Genomic DNA, 16645 nt, shown 5'->3' on the forward strand with positions numbered 1-16645 from the left:
CTGTGGCCTTGGAAGACTATTCGTGGGCCGACCGCATGGTCCACCGCCTCGCCTTCGGCGCGCGCGCGCCACAGGCCTTGCTGCGCGAGATGGAGCAGTCGAAATTCGGCGGCGCCATCGCCGCGCAGCACGTGACCGCGCCGGTCTTCATCACCGCCCTGCCGCGAGCGGGCACCACGCTGGTGCTGGAACTGCTGGCGCAGCATCCGCTGGTGGCAACGCACCGTTATCGCGACATGCCTTTCGTGCTGTCGCCGGTTATCTGGCGGCAATTGTCGCGCCGGTTCCAGGTCAAGGCCGATGCCAAGGAACGCAGCCACGGCGACGGGATGATGGTCGATGCCGACAGTCCCGAGGCCTTCGAGGAAGTGTTCTGGCTGCGCCATCTGCCGGGTGATTTTTCGGACAGAGGGATTGCAACCCGCGATGGCTTGCCTGCCGATACTGCCGATGCCCTGCGCGATTACATGCGCGCGCTGGTGCTGGCGCGCGGCGTTCCCGGTGCCCGCTATGTTTCCAAGAACAACGCCAATGTCGCCCGCCTGCCCGCGCTGGCCTCGGCCTTCCCTGACGCCCGGATCTTGGTGCCGCTGCGCCATCCGCTCGATCAGGCGCAATCGCTGCTTCACCAGCACCGCAAGGCATTGGCGAGCCATTCGGCAAGCAGGTTCGCCCGCGCCTACCCGCGCGATATCGGCCACTTCGAATTCGGCGCCGATCATCGCCCGATCCTGTTTGCCGGGATGGACGCGGTGATTGCCGCACACACGCCCGACAGCATCGAATACTGGCTCGGCTACTGGATCGCCGCGATGCGCCACGTGGAAGCCTGCGGTCTGGGCGAAGTGCTGGACATGCAGCGGTTTACCTCTGCGCCGGATGGGGTCGCCACCCTGTTCGCGCGTCTCGGCCTTCCCGCTGCATCCGAAGTGCCGAGGGCAGCACAGGCGATGGTGGCTCCTATCAAATCCTACGGCGCGCCGGTCGAAAGTAGCTTGGCGCGAGAGGCCATGGCGCTCTACGAAGACATGCGGAGCAAGCCCGATTGCCTGTTCTGATCCACTGGGCAAAGACAGGACAAAGACGGGCAATGACGGCAGCACCAATCCAACGCGAAAGGCTCACCTACTGGCGCTTCGCGCTGCAGGTGCTGAGCGTCGGCCTCGCCTATTACACGATGCAAATGCTGGTGATCTTTCCCGCGATCATCAGTCAGGCGATCACCGGCGAACAGCCGCCTCGCGAACTGATCTCGGTCCTCGCCGCCCTCGCCAGCCCGCTATCGGCATTGGCTGCCGTCGGCGTGGCATGGCTGTGGCTGCGCAGGAGCGGGCGGTTCCGGCAGGCGCTGGGGCTGCTGCCGCTGACGAACTGGCTGCAGACGCTAGGCCTGACACTGCTGGCAACGGGAGGCGTGATCGCGATCTTCAGTATTGGCGGGATTGCAATCGAAGCCGCAGGCCTCGCTTCCCCCGATATCCAGCAAGTGCTCGATCTGATAACCGCCAGCCCGGCGCTGTTCACGCTGTGGATCGTCGCGGTGGCCTGGCTGGGCGCAGGCCTGGGCGAAGAATTGCTGTTTCGCGGCTTCCTTTTCGACCGATTGTTGCGGCTCCCCGGCGTGGCCGGAACCATGCCGGCTGCACTAATTGTGCAGGCCGCTGTGTTCGGTCTGGCGCACTTTTATCAAGGAATCGCGGGCGTGCTGATGACCGGCGCGGTGGGGTTACTGCTCGGGTGGGTACGGTTGCGCGCGGGCGGCGCGATCTGGGCCGCGGTGCTCGCCCACGCGGCGGTGGACACGATCATGCTCAGCCTCGCCTATGCGGGCGAACTGGGTGCGATCGGCGGCTGAAAGCGCTGGAAGTCCAGCGTCTTACTTGACCAGCTCGACCTGTTCGAAATCGAGTTCCACCGGCGTCGCGCGGCCGAAGATCGAGACCGAGACCTTGACCTTCGCCTTGTCGAAATCGAGCTCCTCGACCAGCCCGTTGAAGCTGGCGAAGGGGCCTTCGAGCACCTTCACCTGATCGCCGATTTCGTAATTGATCGAAATCTCGTGCTTCGGCGCAGACTTGGCCTGCTCGACTCCGCCGAAGTAGCGCGCCGCTTCCTTCTCGGAAATCGGCTGCGGCTTGTTGCTCGAACCGAGGAAGCCGGTCACCTTTGGGGTGTTCTTCACGAGGTGATAGACATCGTCGGTCAGGTTCAGCTTGGCCAGCACATAGCCGGGCATGAACTTGCGTTCGGTCTGCACCTTCTTGCCGCGCTTGATCTCGGTCACGGTCTCGGTCGGCACTTCGACCTCTTCCACCCCTTCGGACAGGCCGAGGCGCTCGGCTTCGGACAGGATCGCGTCGCGCACCTTGTTCTCGAAACCGGAATAGGCGTGAATGATATACCAGCGGGCGGCCATGAAAGTCCCTCTTTTTCCCTGAAATCTTGTCTAAGCGGCGAAGCGGATCAGAGCAGTGCCAGTAATTGTTGCACCGTCCATCCGAACAGCGAATCGACCGCGAGGAAGAACAGCGACAGAATGACGACCATGATACCGACAAAGATCGCCGTGCGCACGGTTTCGGGCCAGGTCGGCCATACCACCTTGGCGGTTTCCGAGCGTACCTGACGTACGAATTCGCCGGGGCTGGTCTTCTTCTTGGTCTCTTCGGCCATGCTGGCTTCGCTTTCGCTTCGCTAAAAAATCCCGTGCCTTCCGGGTAGGGCTCCGCGCCGCCCCGGACAGGTCCGGGAGGGGCTTGGCGAGGCTCCGATGTCGGATGACGATCGGCTATTTAGGGGTGCTGTCGCTGCTTGGCAAGGCCGAGCACCCCCGGAACGCCTTCGGGGCAACAAGAAACAAGGTCCGCTTGGTAACAAATGTGACCGGAAATGCGACTGGGGGCTAGGCAGGGGACGCTGGCGCCGATAGCACTGCCCGCCAGAACCAGGGACGAACAGGGAAAATTCTCGCAATGGCAGCCGGAACCGAAATGACCATCGACCAGCAGCTGCTCGGCCCGGTCACCAATATAGCCGACTTTATCTGGGGTGGCACCTGGAACGGGGTCCAGGTTATCCCCTTGCCACCGCTCGCAGTGATCCTGTTGGGCGCAGGTCTGTGGTTCATGATCGGCCTGCGCGCCTATCCGATCACTAACTTCATTCCGGCCATGAAAGGCCTGTTCGCGGGGCGCAAATCCGAAGGCAAGGGCGAGATTTCCCCCTTCGCCGCGCTCTCTACCGCGCTTTCGGGACAAGTAGGCACAGGCAATCTGGCTGGCGTCGCTACTGCCATCGCGCTGGGCGGTCCGGGAGCGATTTTCTGGATGTGGATTACAGCGCTGTTCGGCATGGCGCTGGCCTTTGCCGAAGGCTCGCTGGCCATCCGTTACCGCGAAAGAACCAGCGATGGCACCTACCGCGGCGGCCCGATGAGCTACATCATGATGGGTCTGGGAAAAAAGTGGACCTGGCTGGCCGTGTTCTTCTGCATCGGCACGCTCATTTCCGCGCTCGTCACCGGCAACGGAATCCAGGCCAATGCCGTCGCGGACGGGCTGAACGAATTGTTCGGGATCGAGGAATGGCTTGGCGGACTTATCGTCGCCATCCTGGTTTTCATCGTCATCATCGGGGGCATCAAGTCGATCGGCAATGTTGCCGAAAAGGTCGTGCCGGTAATGGCGGCCGCCTACATCGTAATGGCGATTATCGCCATCCTTCTCAATCTGGAGGACATTCCCGAAACCTTCAGCCGCATATTTGGCGGTGCATTCAATGCGCAGAGCGCCAGCGGAGGGTTTGTCGGCGCGGCTTTGATCCTCGCCATCCGGGCAGGTGTGGCACGCGGGCTGTTCTCGAACGAGGCGGGGCAAGGCTCTACCCCGATAGCCCACGCGGTTGCGCAGACCGATGACCCGCAGTTCCAGGGCCGCATGGCCATGCTCGGCACTTTCATCGACACGATCGTAATCTGCACGATGACAGCGCTTGTTATCCTGACAGTTCAGGGAGATTTCAGCGCCAACGGGGTGGCCGTGGAACACGCGTGGCAGTCCGAGTTGCAGGGCTTCGCAATGACAAGCGGCGCCTTTGCGGCGGCCTTCCCTTTCACGATTGCCGAGATCCCGATTGGTACGCTGGTCGCGAGCATTGCCCTGTTGCTGTTTGTCTTCACCACGCTGCTCACCTGGAGCTATTATGGCGAGCGGGCGATCACTTTCCTCTATGATCGGGTTCCCGGCTCCACCTTGCGCGGCGAGAAACTCCTCCACATGGGATGGCGAGTGCTCTGGTGCGTTGCGATCTTTGTCGGGGCGAGCCGCGAATCGGATCTAATCTGGCGGCTGGGCGATATCGCCAACGGACTGATGGTGCTGCCGAACCTGATTGCCCTGCTAGCGCTGTCCGGCGTGGTTTTCGCTCTGGCTCGCGGTGACAGGACGGCCGGGGCCGACCACCACGAGAAGACGCCCGAGGAGCCGGAGGAATACTGACCTCCGGTTCCTGTGGGTCAGCGGCGGCTGAATAGCCGTTCGAGCAATCCGGGCTGCTCCATCGGCTGGATACGGCCAAAGGCGGCTAGGCGCAGGCTCGGATCGCTCATCGCGCGTGGCGAAGTCCAGCGGTCCGGACGGCTCGAAGTGAAAACGCGACTCGACATCATGTGGCTCCCTGCTTTCTTACCGGCAAATCTGAGTTTCTCAACTCGTCCCTGCTGAAGAACGGTTTACCGCACGAAATCTGAACCCGTGATGGCGAGTAGCGTCGGCCTCGGTTCAGCTACTATCCGCGCCTGAATAGGCGTTCCCAGAAGCCCGGTTCTTCCATCGGCAGGATCTTGCCATGCGCCATCGCGCGATAGCTGGGGTCGGAAAACGGACGCGGGCTCGTCCAGCTATCGGGACGAGTACTGCGAAAAAGCTTCGCCATGTGAATCTCCTCCTTGGCGGTAGTATTGCGGAGGTGAAATCCCCGACTGCGACGGCGGTTCCCGGGAGTGGGCCGAAGCAGGGCGCTTATATCCTTTCGGCAGCGGCTCTGCGTGACCAGACCAGCAAGACCAAGGCCAGTGTCGCCAGCGGCATCAGATTGATGCCGAGTGGCAGCGCGACAGCGCGGGTAGCGTAAGGGGCGGCGTACAGCAGCACGAGAACGAGCTTTTCGTAGGGGCGGAAGCCCCCACACAGTCCTTCGCGTACCAGCCACAGCGTCGGCAGGATCAGGAAGGGCAGATCGTAATTGAACAGATAGGGCGATGCGAGCGCGGTGGCCGCCAGCACCAGCGCGCCGCTGGCCAATGGATCACCCTGCATCCGCTTGCCAGCCAACACGGCGAGGACAACCATCCCTAACGTGATCACGCCTTGCAGTGCCAGAGCCGTGCCCTCGGGCGCGAACAGGCTGATCTGACTGTAGGGTGTCGCCATCCGCAGATAGAGATCGACCCCCGCACCGTCCATGATCGCGGCACTGGCTTGCCAGCTGGTGGTGTAGGCGACCATTGTTTCGGTGCCGAAGGCGAGCCATGACAGCAGGACCAGCCCGGTCGCGCTGGCTCCGGCAGCGATGAAGGCGCGCCACTGGCCAGCGCCGGCCAGCCAGAACGGGGCCAGCAGCGCCAGATGGGGCTTGATGATGAGCGCGCCGAGCAGGGCACCGGCCAGCATTGGGCGCTTTCCGAGCAGAGCCACCCCTCCCACCAGCAAGGCCCCGGTCAGCAGACCCGTCTGCGCGTGACCTGCCGCCAGCAGCGCGCCGGGGTAGACCAGCACCAGCGGCCACAAGCGCGGGAAGGCCCGGAACGTCGCCCAGGCCCACAAAGCAAAGGTCACCAACACCCAGGCAAGCCATGCGAGCGGGAACGGCAAGGCCCCGAACAGCGCAGCGGCGAACAGGAATGGCGGCGGATTGACGAAGGCGAACCAGCCGCTGCTACCGGTGGAGGTCTGCACACGTTCCTGCACCGCCAGATCGTAGGCCGCAGCCGGATCGCCCGCCACGGTCACGTGCCCTGCGCCCCAGAAGGCGAGGAAATCGGTCCCGTCCACGCCCATCGCCTTGATGTAGGAATTGGCCAGCAGCGCCAGCGAGGCAAGGCCAAGGATTACCGCGTAACCGCGCACGCGCTCAGTGGTGAGCCAATCGGCATTGCGGACATGGTGGAGCAGGCGCGCGGTCATCGCTGCCGCTTTAGGGGTGATATGGTTAATTTGGGATTGGGATTGCTGTGGCCAAGTTTGCCTGGCTGGGCGGACCCCTCCACCACCCTTCGGGCGGTCCCCCTCCCCGTCCCGGGGAGGATTTGAGTTAGCGCACGGTCGCTCTTGCGACCGCAAGGCCGAACGGCCGCCCGGACCGGCCCCGCAGCGAAGCGGAGGGAACAGCCGGGAGGACGCTCCCACGGACGTGGGAGCATGACACACAAATCGAATGAAATGGCAGGGGCGATAGGATTCGAACCTACGACCCTCGGTTTTGGAGACCGATGCTCTACCAGCTGAGCTACACCCCTGCAGGGAAGCGCGCCTCTATATCGGGCCGCGCGCGATGGCAAGCGACGACGTGCGCGCTTGGTGTTACAGGAGGGCGATGCACTCCCCCGCGCCCAAATTGATCCCGCCGGAGACCTTGCTGCTCGCCTATCGCAGCGGGGTGTTCCCGATGGCCGATTCGCGCGACGACAGCGAAGTGTTCTGGGTCGAGCCGCGCAACCGGGCGATCCTGCCGCTCGATGGGTTCCGCTGTTCGCAATCGCTAGCCAAGCTGCTGAAGCAGGACCGATTCACGGTTACGGTGGACGGCGATTTCGGCGCGGTGATCGATGCCTGCGCCCAGCCCCGCACAGATTATCCCGAAACCTGGATCAGCCATGTGGTCGATGCCAGCTACCGCAACCTGCATCGTCACGGCCATGCCCATTCGGTGGAATGCTGGCTGGGCGGCGAACTGGTCGGCGGGCTTTACGGCGTCGCCTTCGATCGGGTGTTTTGCGGCGAAAGCATGTTCAGCCGCGTGCCCAATGCCAGCAAGGTGGCGCTGGCCTGGCTGGTGGCACTGATGCGGCGCGCGGGATATGTCCTGCTCGACTGCCAGTTCATGACCGAACATCTCGCCTCGCTGGGAGCGGTCGAGATACCGCGCGATCGCTATCAGGAACTGCTGGCGCAGGCGGCGGTGCAACAGCCGCGCTGCTCCCTGCCCGAAGCTATCGCCGAACTGCGTCAGCTATCTTCGTCTTCGCCCTCGGATACCGCTTCCTCCTCGCCGGGGAAGCTCATCGCGCAGTCTTTCAGCCAGACATCGTAGATCGGGTGCTCGACTACGTTGAGGCTGGGCGATTCCTTGAACATCCAGCCGGAAAACACCGGGTTCCAGCGCAGTTCCGCATCGTTGTCGCTACGCTCGTTGACGAAGACCTGGACGAAGGCACCGGTCTGCTGCGGGTCTTCCCACGGCGCGGTTCGCTCGCAGGCGGACAGGCGGATGATGACATCGTCGATCCGCCGCGATTCGCCGGGATACATTTCGATATCGCGGCTGATGTTGTTGCGCTTGTTGACGAGGCCGATTGTGGCCAACCGTTCATCCATCGGCGTGCCGATGCCTGCCGTGGTCTCGGGTTGCGGCGGGCGCTCGGCAGTCTGGAACTCCTCCGGAACCTCGGTCTGTTCGGCCTGCGGCGCGGGCGGAGCACTATCGCAGGCAGCCAGAACCAATACGGGCACAAGCAGCGCCGCGCCGAAAACGACCGCGCGCGGGGCCATCACGCGTCGGGCGACCATGCTTCGTAATCGCCGGTCGCGGCCGCACGACGGCCACCCCGGTCCAGCGCGCCTGCGGGCAGGTAGCGCGAATCGGTACCGGTGGCGTTTGGGGTGTAATCAACTTCCCAGATCTTAGGCGGCGGCAGGTGGCTTTCGGGCAGCGCGTCGTAGGAGCCATGCAGCCAGCCGTGCCATTCGGCGGGCACCCTGCTCGCATCGTTGGCGCCGTTGTAGATCACCCAGCGCCGTTCACGCTGACCTTGCTTCACCTTCTTCGAGCGGAAATACCTGTTGCCCTGCGCATCGGTGCCGATGTGCTCGCCATTGCGCGCCGACCACAGTTGCGTGCCGAAGGTGGCCCCGTCCCACCAGGTGAAGATCTTGCCGAGAAAGCTCATGGACCGGGCGGTTAGCGGATTCGGGCTGGCAGGCCAAGCCTTAGCGAGGGCTTTACCACTCGACCTTGTCGCCGGGAGCAATCCCCAGTTCTTCCGCACGCCCGCCAACGAGTTCGAGCACGGCAATGCCGGGCCGTTCGGACTCGACGCTTTCCTCGTTATAGGGAACGCCGGGCTCAATATTGATGATCGTGCCTTCCTCATCGATGAAGATAATGTCGAGCGGAATCACCGTGTTGCGCATCCAGAAGCCCATCATTTCGGGCTCGTCATAGGGAAACAGCATCCCCTCGTCCGGGCCCATTTCGGTGCGGAACATCAAACCCTGCCGCTGCGCCTCGCGGCTGGCGGCCAATTCGGCCTGGATGATATGGGCACCGCTGGCAGTGGTGACCGTGACGGGAATCACCTCCAGCCCTGAAACCGGGTGAGTATTGGCGGTAGCCACGGCGGAACCGGAGGCTTCGGGCACCTGCTCGGCAGCCTGCGGCGAACAGGCAAGGAGAGGCAGCGCCATCGCCACCAACACACATTCACGCAAACCCGTCATCGTCCCATTCCTCCGCTTCGGCCTCCGCTTCGGCCAGCCATTCGTCCGCCTGCGCTTCGCTCTCGGCATCGATCACCGCGCGGGCGTGATCGAAGCTGTGGCCCGCGCGCAGCATGGCTGCAATCGCTTTTTCGCGCTTTTCCCTGTCCACAGCCTGAAGCGCGAAAGGGCCGAAGCCGCGCTTGCGCGCCAGATGCAGCGCCGCGCGGCGGCGGGTTGCCTCGCCCGGAGCAACATCGGCGCGCACAGATTCCGCAATGCCTGCCTGCCCCAGCGCCTGGTTAACCCGGTTCGCACCGAAGCCGCGCCTGAGTAGGTCACCCGACTTAGCGCGGGCATAGACGGCATCGTCGATATAGCCGAGGTCGACGAAGCGCGTGACCAGTGCGGGCAAGTCGGCCTGCTCCTCTTCCGCCCAACCGCGCTCGCGCAATTTGCGCGCCAGATAGCGCTCCAGCTTTGCCGCACTGGTCGCAAACCGCGCGACGTAGGTCAGCGCCAGTTCATGCAGCGAGGCCGAAGTCAGCGGCTTGGGAGCGCGCTTCTCGCGCCTCTGATACTGCTTTGCGCCCTTCATCGGCCCTGCTATCGCGCTCCTTTGGCCATAATCGTGCCACACTTCCCTTCAAATGGGAAAGATTGTAGCGGTGTCGGGCAGAATTCGACGCCGCTTTTTTATTTCATGACGCGCCACAAGAGCGCGCAGCACAAGGGTTAGCGAAAAGCTCGTATGGCCGAACTCACCCCGACATCGAACGCCCCGACACCGAACGATTGCCCGCTACCGCGCCGCCGGTCGGACTTCGCCACCTTCAACGAAGCGATCGACTACGCCGCGCGTAGCGAGAAGGGCCTCAATTTCTACGATCCGCGCGCCACGCTGGAACGCGCCTATCCGTTCCGCGAACTGCGCGAGGACGCTCTGGCCTATGCCCGTAGACTCGCCGCAATGGGCATCGCCAAAGGCGATCGGGTGGCGCTGATCGCCGAGACCAGCCCCGAATTCACCGCGATGTTCTGCGCCTGCGTCTATGCCGGGGCATGGCCAGTGCCGCTGCCGCTGCCGACCACCTTTGGCGGCAAGGAAAGCTATATCGAACAGCTCGGCGTGCAACTCGCCAGCAGCGATCCCAAGCTGCTGCTCTATCCGGGCGAAATCGGCGAAATGGCGGCGCAGGCGGCGGCCAAGCAGGGCTGCACGGGCATGAACTGGGTGGAATTCGCGGCGCTTGATGCGCGCGATGTTTCGCTGCCCGAAGCCAAGCCGGACGACATCTGTTACCTTCAATATTCCAGCGGCTCGACCCGTTTCCCTACTGGAGTCGCCGTCACCCATCGCGCGCTGCTGCACAATCTCTATGGTCATGCTACCAGCATGAACATCGGCCAAGGCGATCGCGGGGTGAGCTGGCTGCCTTTTTATCACGACATGGGGCTGGTCGGCTGCTTCCTCTCGATGATCGGCAATCAGGTCAGCGCCGACTATCTCAAGACCGAGCATTTCGCCCGCCGCCCGCTCGCCTGGCTCGAACTGATCAGCCGCAACCAGGGCCAGTCGATGAGCTATTCGCCGACCTTCGGTTACGACATTTGTGCGCGGCGGATTTCCAGTCAGAGCCATGTGGCCGACCGCTTCGACCTTTCGCGCTGGCGGCTGGCAGGCAATGGCGCGGACATGATCCGGCCTGACGTGATGCAACAGTTCGTCAACGCCTTTGCCGATGCCGGGTTCAAGGCGAGCGCTTTCACGCCCTCCTACGGGTTGGCCGAAGCGACGCTGGCGGTCACGGTGATGCCGCCGGGCGAAGGGATTCGGGTGGAACTGGTGGAGGAGGAACGCCTTTCCGGCTCTCCCCGCAATCTCTCTCGCCCCGCGCGCTATCGCGCCATCGTCAATTGCGGCAAGCCACTGCCCGACATGGAAGTCGAGATTCGCGGCGAGAACGGCGATGTGCGCGGCGATCACCAGATCGGCAAGGTCTGGTGCCGCGGCCCCAGCGTTATGCATTCCTACTTCCGTGATGAGGCGGCGACGCAGGACTGCCTCGTCCCGAGTGAGGATGGCAAGGGGGCCTGGCTCGATACCGGGGACATGGGCTATCTTGCCGATGGTTATTTGTTCATCGTCGGTCGGGCGAAGGACATGATCATCATCAACGGCAAGAATCACTGGCCGCAGGATATCGAATGGGCGGTGGAGCAATTGCCGGGCTTCAACCACGGCGACATCGCCGCCTTCGCGATCGAGACCGAGAGCGGTGAGGAATCCGCCGCCGTGCTGGTGCATTGCCGCGTGTCCGATCCAGACGAGCGAGTCCGCTTGCGCAACCAGATCGCTGACAAGGTCCGCGCCGTGACCGGCATGGCCTGCGTAGTCGAACTGGTCCCCCCTCGCACCCTGCCGCGCACCTCGTCGGGCAAGCTCAGCCGGGCCAAGGCGCGCAAGATGTACTTGTCGGGCGAGATTATTCCGCTGCAACTGGCAGCCTGACAGCGGTTTTCCTCGTCGCCGAAATGCGTTAGGCTTCCACCTTCGCAGATTGAGGGGGATGCGCGATGACTTTCGATTCCACGATGACACGGCGGGGCTTTGCTGCCGGGGCATTGGCTTGTGGCACGCTGGCTGCGGGCTCGGCCAAGGCGCAGGACCTTGGTGGCCTGCTTGGGGGAGTGGGCGATTTGCTCGGCAATCTCGGCGTCGATCGCTGGCTGAACGGCGAAGCGCCAATCTCCACCAAGCTGGAAGACGCGGTTTGGGGTAACGCGGCGCTGGATGCAACCACCCCCCCTATCGCGCCCTCGCGCATGACCGATCTCGCCCGCACCGAACGCGGAGGCTTCATCCTCCAGCCGGGCTACTGGCAATTCTCCACTCAGAGCTATTGCCTGCACGCCGGCACCCACGGCCCCGGCGGTGGGGACGGGTATCTCTACGCACCGATTCGCGGTTCACAAGATGAAGTGGTGCGGGACATCCTGCGCAATTCGGTGCAGCACCCCGATATCGCGCAGACCGACGTCCAGTCGCTGATCTGGGCGGTGCTTTCGCGCGCCAAGTTCGAGGATCTGAATCGCAACCTGCAAGTCGTGGCGGCCCGGTTGCTTAGCCGCAACCAGCTCGCCCGGCTCAATCGTTCAGCCATGGACCTCGTTCCCCGTCGTGCGATGGGGCGTGTCATGGGAGAAATCCCCGCTCCTTTGCGCGCCGCCTTCCAGGCCGAAGCCGACCTGCGGCGGGGGCTGACCAGCGGAGCGAACTTCGGCGAGCTCGAACGGATCGCCGTGCTGACCGGGGATGTGCCGCTGGGAGAAGGCAGCCGCACGGTGCCAAGCGGGCGCTGGAGCGACCACCCGGACGGCTACCGCATTCGCTATTTCCCCAGCGGCTACAGCCACACCGAAACCGAAGTGTGGGTCGAGGAAGGCAGCGCAGCGGTTGGCGTGGAATACGATCCTTCGGTTCATGTTGCGGTGCCCGGAAACACGTCACGCCAGCGGCTGGCGCAATCGGGACGGGAGCGGGTCTAGCCTATCCCAGTAACAGCACTCCCAGCACATAGACCAGCGCCAGCAGCGCCACGCCCCACACGTACGTGCGAACTTTCCGCACGCCCGTCCAGTAGAGCGGCAGATAGACTACCCGCGCGCCCAGCCACACCCATGCGGCAAGCGCGGTCCATTCGTCCGCCTTATCCGCCAGCACCACCCCGCCCAGCGCGATAATCGCCAGCGGCAGTGTCTCGAGGAAATTGCCGCGCGCCCGGTCGAGGCGCCCAGCGACCGGATTGAGCGGCGGCAGCGCCTCGTCGCGCGCGCCCATATTCCAGTCCCTGCCGTATTGCTGGGTAGTCATATGGATCGCAACGAAGATGTGCACAAGCAGCAGTACCCCGGCGAGCGCGAGGGCGGTGAGTTCGGTGGGCATCATGGCTATTCTCCGGTGGCCCAGCTGGCGGTGACGGGGCCGTATCCGGTGCCGCTGACCTCCGCCAGCATCGAGTTGTCGTCTTCGGCCAGAATCGCGCGTAGTGCCGCTATCGAGGCTTCCGGACCCTCCAGTCGCACCGGCACACCGACGCGGTCCTGCGCCCACGTCGCCAGCACCAGCGCACGGCGGCCTTCTGCGGTTAGTTCCTCGCCATCGAAAACTATCTCGGGCAGCGGGCGCAGCGGCGGGGCGAAACGGATGTCCCATGAGGGTTCGGTCGCCGCAATCCGCCGTTCCAGCTCGCGATAGGCAGCCAAACTTGCGCCGTCGAGCGGACGGGCAGAGACGAGGGCACGGCGGCGTTCGCGGTCCACCGTCACATCCTCCGCAGGCACGCCCGCGAGCATTGCCAGCCGCTCGGCGATATCGTTGGCCCGCGCCCGCGCCTCCGCCTCTTCCTCACGCGCGGCGGAAAGCTGCGCCATCTCTTGCGCCTGCGATCCGGCACCGACCCGCACCTGCGTCAGCGTGACCTCGATTTCGCGGCCCAGCCGCCGGGTTAATGTGGCTTCGGCCCTCGCCTCGGCATCGACGATGATCTGGGGTGTGAAGACGTTGGCCGAAACCCGGATCGGGCTGCTTTCGTAGTTGGTCGTCAATTGGGAGACGGTTGCCTGGCCGTCGAACGTATCGACAATCACCGTGTTGAACTGCCGCGTCGCCTGCGATTCCCACACGATCTGCCGCAGCGACAGGAACAGCGGAATTGCCAGCACCACGAAAGCGCTGAAAATCAGGAAAGTCTGCATCCTTGTGTGCTTGTCAGAAAGGCTGGTGGAAAAGCCGTACAGGCGGGCCATCCCGGTTGCCGTGAGCGCGATCACCATCAGGTTGGTGATGAACAGGAACAACGCGCCCCAAAAGATCGTCGCGTTCAGCGTGGCAAGGCCGAAGCCCACCACCGCCAGTGGCGGCATCAGCGCGGTAGCGATCGCCACACCCACGATCGTTCCCTCGCGCCCGCGAATCATCGCATAGGCGCCCGCTACCGAGGAGAAGAAGGCTACCCCCAGATCGAGCAGGCTGGGCCGGGTGCGCGCGGCGATTTCCGAAGTGATCGTTTGCAAAGGGGAAAGGAACACCAGCAGCGCACAAAACAGCACTGCAAACCCGGTGCCGATGGCCAGGGAACGGGCCGATTGCCGCAACCATTTGTAATCACCCACCGCCAGTGCGAAGCCCACGCCCATGATCGGGTCCATCAGCGGCGACAGCAGCATCGCCCCGATCACCACCGCTGCCGAACCCTGCAACAGCCCGAGCACAGCAATGCCCGCCGACATGGAAATCATCAGCAGGTAGCGGGCCGAAAGGCTGCATTCGGCGCGGCGCTTTTCGATTACGGCGACCTGATCCACCGTGCCCATCACATCCTTGCGCCACCAGCCGGTGAGGCTAGCCATCACTTCGTGGAAACCCCGTGGGGCAGGCTCGATCGCCTCGCTCGCCGCGCTCGTGTTTGGTGTTTGCATTGGCGGCTATTATCGCGGAAACTCGCCAGCACAAAGAGAGGCATGAAAAACGGGCGCGTGAAGGTTGAAACACGTGTCTTGTACGCCTAATACAGTGACCAGAGGCAGGAAGGAAATTCGCCGCGATGGCTACGACGAACCAGACCACCACGCAGACCGTTTCGGATTTGCAATTGACCCCGCCCGATCCGGTTCCGGTTGTTGCGCCCGAGCGCGCAGCAGGTCTCGTGCCCGTGAGCGAAGAAAAGAAAAGCGCGCTTCAGGAAAAGGTCGATGGCTTCGTCAACGAACTGATCGCGCTGGATGCCAATTCGCCCGATTTCGGCAAGAAGGTGGACCAGATCACCAATATGGGCCGCAAGGAAATCATGGCTGCCAGCCAGATGTCCAACCGTTTCCTCGATCGTCCGGTGCGGGCGATGGACCAGGAAAGCGGGGTCGGCACCGATCTGGCTGAACTGCGCCGCACGGTCGAGGATCTCGATCCCGGCCGCAAGGGCAAGATGGCGGGCCGCAAGCTTTTCGGGATCATCCCCTTCGGCAACAAGCTGAAAAACTATTTCGACAGCTACACCTCCGCGCAGGGGCACATCCAGGCGATCCTCGCGCGGCTTTCCAGCGGCAAGGACGAGCTGCTGATGGACAATGCCGCCATCGATGTCGAACGGCAGAAGCTGTGGGAAGCGATGGGCCAGCTCGAACAGATGATCCACATCGCCAAGGCGCTGGACGGGGAACTGGAGCAGAAGGCGCTGGAACTCGATTCGAGCGACCCGCAGAAGGCCAAGGCGATCCGCGAAACGGCGCTGTTCTACGTCCGCCAGCGCACGCAGGACCTGCTCACCCAGATGGCCGTATCGGTGCAGGGCTACCTCGCGCTCGACTTGGTCAAGAAGAACAATGTCGAACTGGTGAAGGGCGTCGATCGCGCCAGCACCACCACCGTCGGCGCGCTGCGCACGGCGGTGACGGTGGCGCAAGCGATGACCAATCAGCGGCTGGTGCTGGGGCAAATTACCGCCTTGAACGAGACAACAGCGGGCATCATCGATTCCACCGGGCAACTGCTGCGTGAGAACACCGCCCGGATCCACGAACAGGCGGCGAGCTCCACGATCCCGATGGAAACACTGCAACGCGCGTTCCAGAACATCTACGACACGATGGACGAGGTCGACCAGTTCAAGCTGCGCGCGCTCGATTCGATGAAGCAGACGGTCGATGTGCTCTCGGTCGAGGTGGAAAAGTCCAAGGGCTACATCGCCCGTGCCGAAGGGCAGGCGCAGGCCGCGAAGCAGGTCAATGACAGCGGATTGCTGAGCCTGAGCTGATGGCGGAAGACCTTACCCGGCAGAGCGATCGCATCCTGGCTGACAGCCGGTCGGTGCTGCGCGACAACCAGGCGGGCGGGCGGCACCGGCTGGCGGCGCGTTCAATCGGCAAGGGTTCGCAGCAAGTGAAAACGAAGAACCTGCTGCGCCGGGCAGGAATGTTCGGCGCGGTGGTGCTGGCGATCCTTGCAGCGATGACGGTGGCGGGGATCGTCCTCAACGGCATCGGCTTTACCGGGGTGATGATGGCCGCTTTCGCGGTAGTCGCGGCGGCCTTCATCTTCGCCAACTACCCCAAGGTGAAAGTACCCAAACGTGCCGATCTCACCCGTACGCAGGACGCGCGGCAACTGGTGGCGCGGACCGAGCTGTGGCTCGAAAGCCAGCGCCCTGCTCTGCCCGCTCCGGCTGTAACGCTGGTGGACAGTCTGGGCGTCCAGCTCGATGCGCTGGGGCGGCAGCTCGAACATATCGATCCTGCACACCCCGCCGCCGCCGAAGTGCGCAAGCTGGTAGGCGAGCACCTGCCCGAAATGATCGACAGCTATCGCCGCATCCCCGATCACCTTCGCCGCGAGACACGCGCCGGGTCCACTCCCGATGCGCAACTGGTCGAAGGCCTCGGCAAGATCGGGCGCGAGATCGATTCGGTGACCCGGCAACTGGCCGAAGGCTCGCTCGACGATCTTGCGATCAAGAGCCGCTATCTCGATTACCGCTACGGCGACGCGGAGGCGATCCGACCCAACCATGAGGGCGCCAAGAACGATTCTGGTGTGCCCCTGCCCGACTTCAACCGCGAGAAGAGCGCCGTCGGCAAGGACAACTGATGGAAGTCGAAATCCCCCACAATCTCGGCCGCGAGGAAGTTCGTCGGCGGCTGAGCGAGAACAGCCACCGCATCGGCGACAATATCCCCGGCGGCATGGCGCAGGTTACGACCAGTTGGCCGAGCGAGGACCGCATGGCAATGGCGGTCAGCGCGCTGGGACAGATGCTCACCGGCCACGTCGACATTGCCGACGACAAGGTGATCTTCCACATGGAACTGCCGCCCGCCTTGGGCTTCATCAAGCCGATCGTCGAAGGCGCGATCAGGCAACAGGGGCAGAATTTGCTGGCCCCGCCGAAGAACTGAAG

Annotated in this window: 20 protein-coding genes and 1 tRNA gene; 9 read left to right on the top strand and 12 right to left on the bottom strand. The window is 63.6% G+C overall.

Annotation, left to right across the window (positions count from 1 at the left end; genetic code table 11):
- Positions 1-8 precede the first annotated feature (8 nt).
- Together JY451_04360 and JY451_04365 are read left to right on the top strand one after the other, a co-directional pair.
- Entirely contained in the window at positions 9-1058 is a 1050-nt protein-coding gene (locus JY451_04360; GenBank protein ID QZH75829.1) for a sulfotransferase, read from the top strand.
- A gap of 32 nt (positions 1059-1090) precedes the next feature.
- Positions 1091-1855, top strand: a complete 765-nt coding sequence (locus JY451_04365; GenBank protein ID QZH75830.1) for a CPBP family intramembrane metalloprotease — start codon at positions 1091-1093, stop codon at positions 1853-1855.
- 21 nt (positions 1856-1876) lie between these two features.
- Here JY451_04365 and nusG read toward each other — a convergent pair whose 3' ends face one another.
- Both nusG and secE read right to left on the bottom strand, forming a co-directional pair.
- On the bottom strand, positions 1877-2416 hold the full coding sequence (nusG, locus tag JY451_04370; protein QZH75831.1) for a transcription termination/antitermination factor NusG: 540 nt from the start codon (positions 2414-2416) through the stop codon (positions 1877-1879).
- A gap of 47 nt (positions 2417-2463) precedes the next feature.
- Positions 2464-2673, bottom strand: a complete 210-nt coding sequence (gene secE, locus JY451_04375; GenBank protein QZH75832.1) for a preprotein translocase subunit SecE — start codon at positions 2671-2673, stop codon at positions 2464-2466.
- Between the two features lie 299 nt (positions 2674-2972).
- On the opposite strand from secE, the gene JY451_04380 reads away from it, so the two are divergent.
- Positions 2973-4496 carry an alanine:cation symporter family protein gene (locus JY451_04380; GenBank protein ID QZH75833.1) on the top strand — a complete coding sequence of 508 codons (1524 nt, stop codon included), beginning with the start codon at positions 2973-2975 and terminating at the stop codon, positions 4494-4496.
- Between the two features lie 17 nt (positions 4497-4513).
- On the opposite strand, the gene JY451_04385 is transcribed toward JY451_04380, so the two are convergent.
- The 4 genes from JY451_04385 to JY451_04400 all read right to left on the bottom strand — a co-directional run bounded on the left by JY451_04385 (position 4514) and on the right by JY451_04400 (position 6514).
- Positions 4514-4663, bottom strand: coding sequence for a hypothetical protein (locus JY451_04385; GenBank protein ID QZH75834.1), 150 nt, complete (start codon positions 4661-4663; stop codon positions 4514-4516).
- Positions 4664-4785: 122 nt separating this feature from the next.
- Positions 4786-4932: a hypothetical protein gene (locus JY451_04390; GenBank protein ID QZH75835.1), complete on the bottom strand. Its 147-nt coding sequence runs from the start codon at positions 4930-4932 to the stop codon at positions 4786-4788.
- An 86-nt stretch (positions 4933-5018) separates the two neighbouring features.
- Positions 5019-6182 carry a DUF2029 domain-containing protein gene (locus JY451_04395; GenBank protein QZH75836.1) on the bottom strand — a complete coding sequence of 388 codons (1164 nt, stop codon included), beginning with the start codon at positions 6180-6182 and terminating at the stop codon, positions 5019-5021.
- A gap of 256 nt (positions 6183-6438) precedes the next feature.
- A tRNA-Trp gene (locus JY451_04400) sits at positions 6439-6514 on the bottom strand.
- A 77-nt stretch (positions 6515-6591) separates the two neighbouring features.
- Between JY451_04400 and JY451_04405 the strand changes: the two genes are divergently transcribed.
- Positions 6592-7308, top strand: a complete 717-nt coding sequence (locus tag JY451_04405; protein ID QZH75837.1) for a leucyl/phenylalanyl-tRNA--protein transferase — start codon at positions 6592-6594, stop codon at positions 7306-7308.
- Here the strand turns inward: JY451_04405 and JY451_04410 are convergent.
- Genes JY451_04410 through JY451_04425 form a run of 4 tightly spaced genes read right to left on the bottom strand, consistent with a single transcriptional unit; the run spans position 7224 to position 9291 of the window.
- A complete protein-coding gene (locus JY451_04410; GenBank protein QZH75838.1) occupies positions 7224-7784 on the bottom strand; it encodes a DUF2155 domain-containing protein in 561 nt (186 codons plus the stop codon). The genes JY451_04405 and JY451_04410 overlap by 85 nt on opposite strands.
- Positions 7766-8164 carry an NADH:ubiquinone oxidoreductase subunit NDUFA12 gene (locus tag JY451_04415; protein ID QZH75839.1) on the bottom strand — a complete coding sequence of 133 codons (399 nt, stop codon included), beginning with the start codon at positions 8162-8164 and terminating at the stop codon, positions 7766-7768. The genes JY451_04410 and JY451_04415 overlap by 19 nt, the downstream gene beginning before the upstream one ends.
- Positions 8165-8216: 52 nt before the next feature.
- Positions 8217-8714: a DUF192 domain-containing protein gene (locus tag JY451_04420; GenBank protein QZH75840.1), complete on the bottom strand. Its 498-nt coding sequence runs from the start codon at positions 8712-8714 to the stop codon at positions 8217-8219.
- Entirely contained in the window at positions 8698-9291 is a 594-nt protein-coding gene (locus JY451_04425; protein QZH75841.1) for a RecX family transcriptional regulator, read from the bottom strand. The genes JY451_04420 and JY451_04425 overlap by 17 nt, the downstream gene beginning before the upstream one ends.
- Before the next feature lie 153 nt (positions 9292-9444).
- Here JY451_04425 and JY451_04430 point away from each other — a divergent pair, with 153 nt between their 5' ends.
- Entirely contained in the window at positions 9445-11205 is a 1761-nt protein-coding gene (locus tag JY451_04430) for a fatty acyl-AMP ligase (protein QZH75842.1), read from the top strand.
- A 65-nt stretch (positions 11206-11270) separates the two neighbouring features.
- Positions 11271-12242: a hypothetical protein gene (locus JY451_04435; GenBank protein QZH75843.1), complete on the top strand. Its 972-nt coding sequence runs from the start codon at positions 11271-11273 to the stop codon at positions 12240-12242.
- A gap of 1 nt (position 12243) precedes the next feature.
- Here the strand turns inward: JY451_04435 and JY451_04440 are convergent, their stop codons facing one another.
- Entirely contained in the window at positions 12244-12639 is a 396-nt protein-coding gene (locus JY451_04440) for an MAPEG family protein (protein QZH76554.1), read from the bottom strand.
- 5 nt (positions 12640-12644) lie between these two features.
- A complete protein-coding gene (locus JY451_04445) occupies positions 12645-14174 on the bottom strand; it encodes a TIGR00341 family protein (protein ID QZH75844.1) in 1530 nt (509 codons plus the stop codon).
- 125 nt (positions 14175-14299) lie between these two features.
- On the opposite strand from JY451_04445, the gene JY451_04450 reads away from it, so the two are divergent.
- The 3 genes from JY451_04450 to JY451_04460 are packed head-to-tail and all read left to right on the top strand — an operon-like array spanning position 14300 to position 16643.
- Positions 14300-15505 carry a toxic anion resistance protein gene (locus tag JY451_04450; GenBank protein ID QZH75845.1) on the top strand — a complete coding sequence of 402 codons (1206 nt, stop codon included), beginning with the start codon at positions 14300-14302 and terminating at the stop codon, positions 15503-15505.
- Positions 15505-16335 carry a hypothetical protein gene (locus JY451_04455; GenBank protein QZH75846.1) on the top strand — a complete coding sequence of 277 codons (831 nt, stop codon included), beginning with the start codon at positions 15505-15507 and terminating at the stop codon, positions 16333-16335. The genes JY451_04450 and JY451_04455 overlap by 1 nt, the downstream gene beginning before the upstream one ends.
- The gene (locus JY451_04460) at positions 16335-16643 is read left to right on the top strand and encodes a polyhydroxyalkanoic acid system family protein (protein ID QZH75847.1); all 309 of its coding nucleotides are present in this window, start codon (positions 16335-16337) and stop codon (positions 16641-16643) included. Before JY451_04455 ends, JY451_04460 begins: the two co-directional genes overlap by 1 nt.
- Positions 16644-16645: the final 2 nt, after the last annotated feature.

Origin of the sequence: Erythrobacter sp. (genome assembly GCA_019739335.1) — a bacterium.
GTDB lineage: Bacteria > Pseudomonadota > Alphaproteobacteria > Sphingomonadales > Sphingomonadaceae > Alteraurantiacibacter.

Coding starts and splice junctions, on each gene's coding strand:
- JY451_04365 (QZH75830.1), top strand. CDS start 1,091: ATGACGGCAGCACCAATCCAACGCGAAAGGCTCACCTACTGGCGCTTC.
- nusG (QZH75831.1), bottom strand. CDS start 2,416: ATGGCCGCCCGCTGGTATATCATTCACGCCTATTCCGGTTTCGAGAAC.
- secE (QZH75832.1), bottom strand. CDS start 2,673: ATGGCCGAAGAGACCAAGAAGAAGACCAGCCCCGGCGAATTCGTACGT.
- JY451_04380 (QZH75833.1), top strand. CDS start 2,973: ATGGCAGCCGGAACCGAAATGACCATCGACCAGCAGCTGCTCGGCCCG.
- JY451_04385 (QZH75834.1), bottom strand. CDS start 4,663: ATGTCGAGTCGCGTTTTCACTTCGAGCCGTCCGGACCGCTGGACTTCG.
- JY451_04390 (QZH75835.1), bottom strand. CDS start 4,932: ATGGCGAAGCTTTTTCGCAGTACTCGTCCCGATAGCTGGACGAGCCCG.
- JY451_04395 (QZH75836.1), bottom strand. CDS start 6,182: ATGACCGCGCGCCTGCTCCACCATGTCCGCAATGCCGATTGGCTCACC.
- JY451_04405 (QZH75837.1), top strand. CDS start 6,592: ATGCACTCCCCCGCGCCCAAATTGATCCCGCCGGAGACCTTGCTGCTC.
- JY451_04410 (QZH75838.1), bottom strand. CDS start 7,784: ATGGTCGCCCGACGCGTGATGGCCCCGCGCGCGGTCGTTTTCGGCGCG.
- JY451_04415 (QZH75839.1), bottom strand. CDS start 8,164: ATGAGCTTTCTCGGCAAGATCTTCACCTGGTGGGACGGGGCCACCTTC.
- JY451_04420 (QZH75840.1), bottom strand. CDS start 8,714: ATGACGGGTTTGCGTGAATGTGTGTTGGTGGCGATGGCGCTGCCTCTC.
- JY451_04425 (QZH75841.1), bottom strand. CDS start 9,291: ATGAAGGGCGCAAAGCAGTATCAGAGGCGCGAGAAGCGCGCTCCCAAG.
- JY451_04430 (QZH75842.1), top strand. CDS start 9,445: ATGGCCGAACTCACCCCGACATCGAACGCCCCGACACCGAACGATTGC.
- JY451_04435 (QZH75843.1), top strand. CDS start 11,271: ATGACTTTCGATTCCACGATGACACGGCGGGGCTTTGCTGCCGGGGCA.
- JY451_04440 (QZH76554.1), bottom strand. CDS start 12,639: ATGCCCACCGAACTCACCGCCCTCGCGCTCGCCGGGGTACTGCTGCTT.
- JY451_04445 (QZH75844.1), bottom strand. CDS start 14,174: ATGCAAACACCAAACACGAGCGCGGCGAGCGAGGCGATCGAGCCTGCC.
- JY451_04450 (QZH75845.1), top strand. CDS start 14,300: ATGGCTACGACGAACCAGACCACCACGCAGACCGTTTCGGATTTGCAA.
- JY451_04455 (QZH75846.1), top strand. CDS start 15,505: ATGGCGGAAGACCTTACCCGGCAGAGCGATCGCATCCTGGCTGACAGC.
- JY451_04460 (QZH75847.1), top strand. CDS start 16,335: ATGGAAGTCGAAATCCCCCACAATCTCGGCCGCGAGGAAGTTCGTCGG.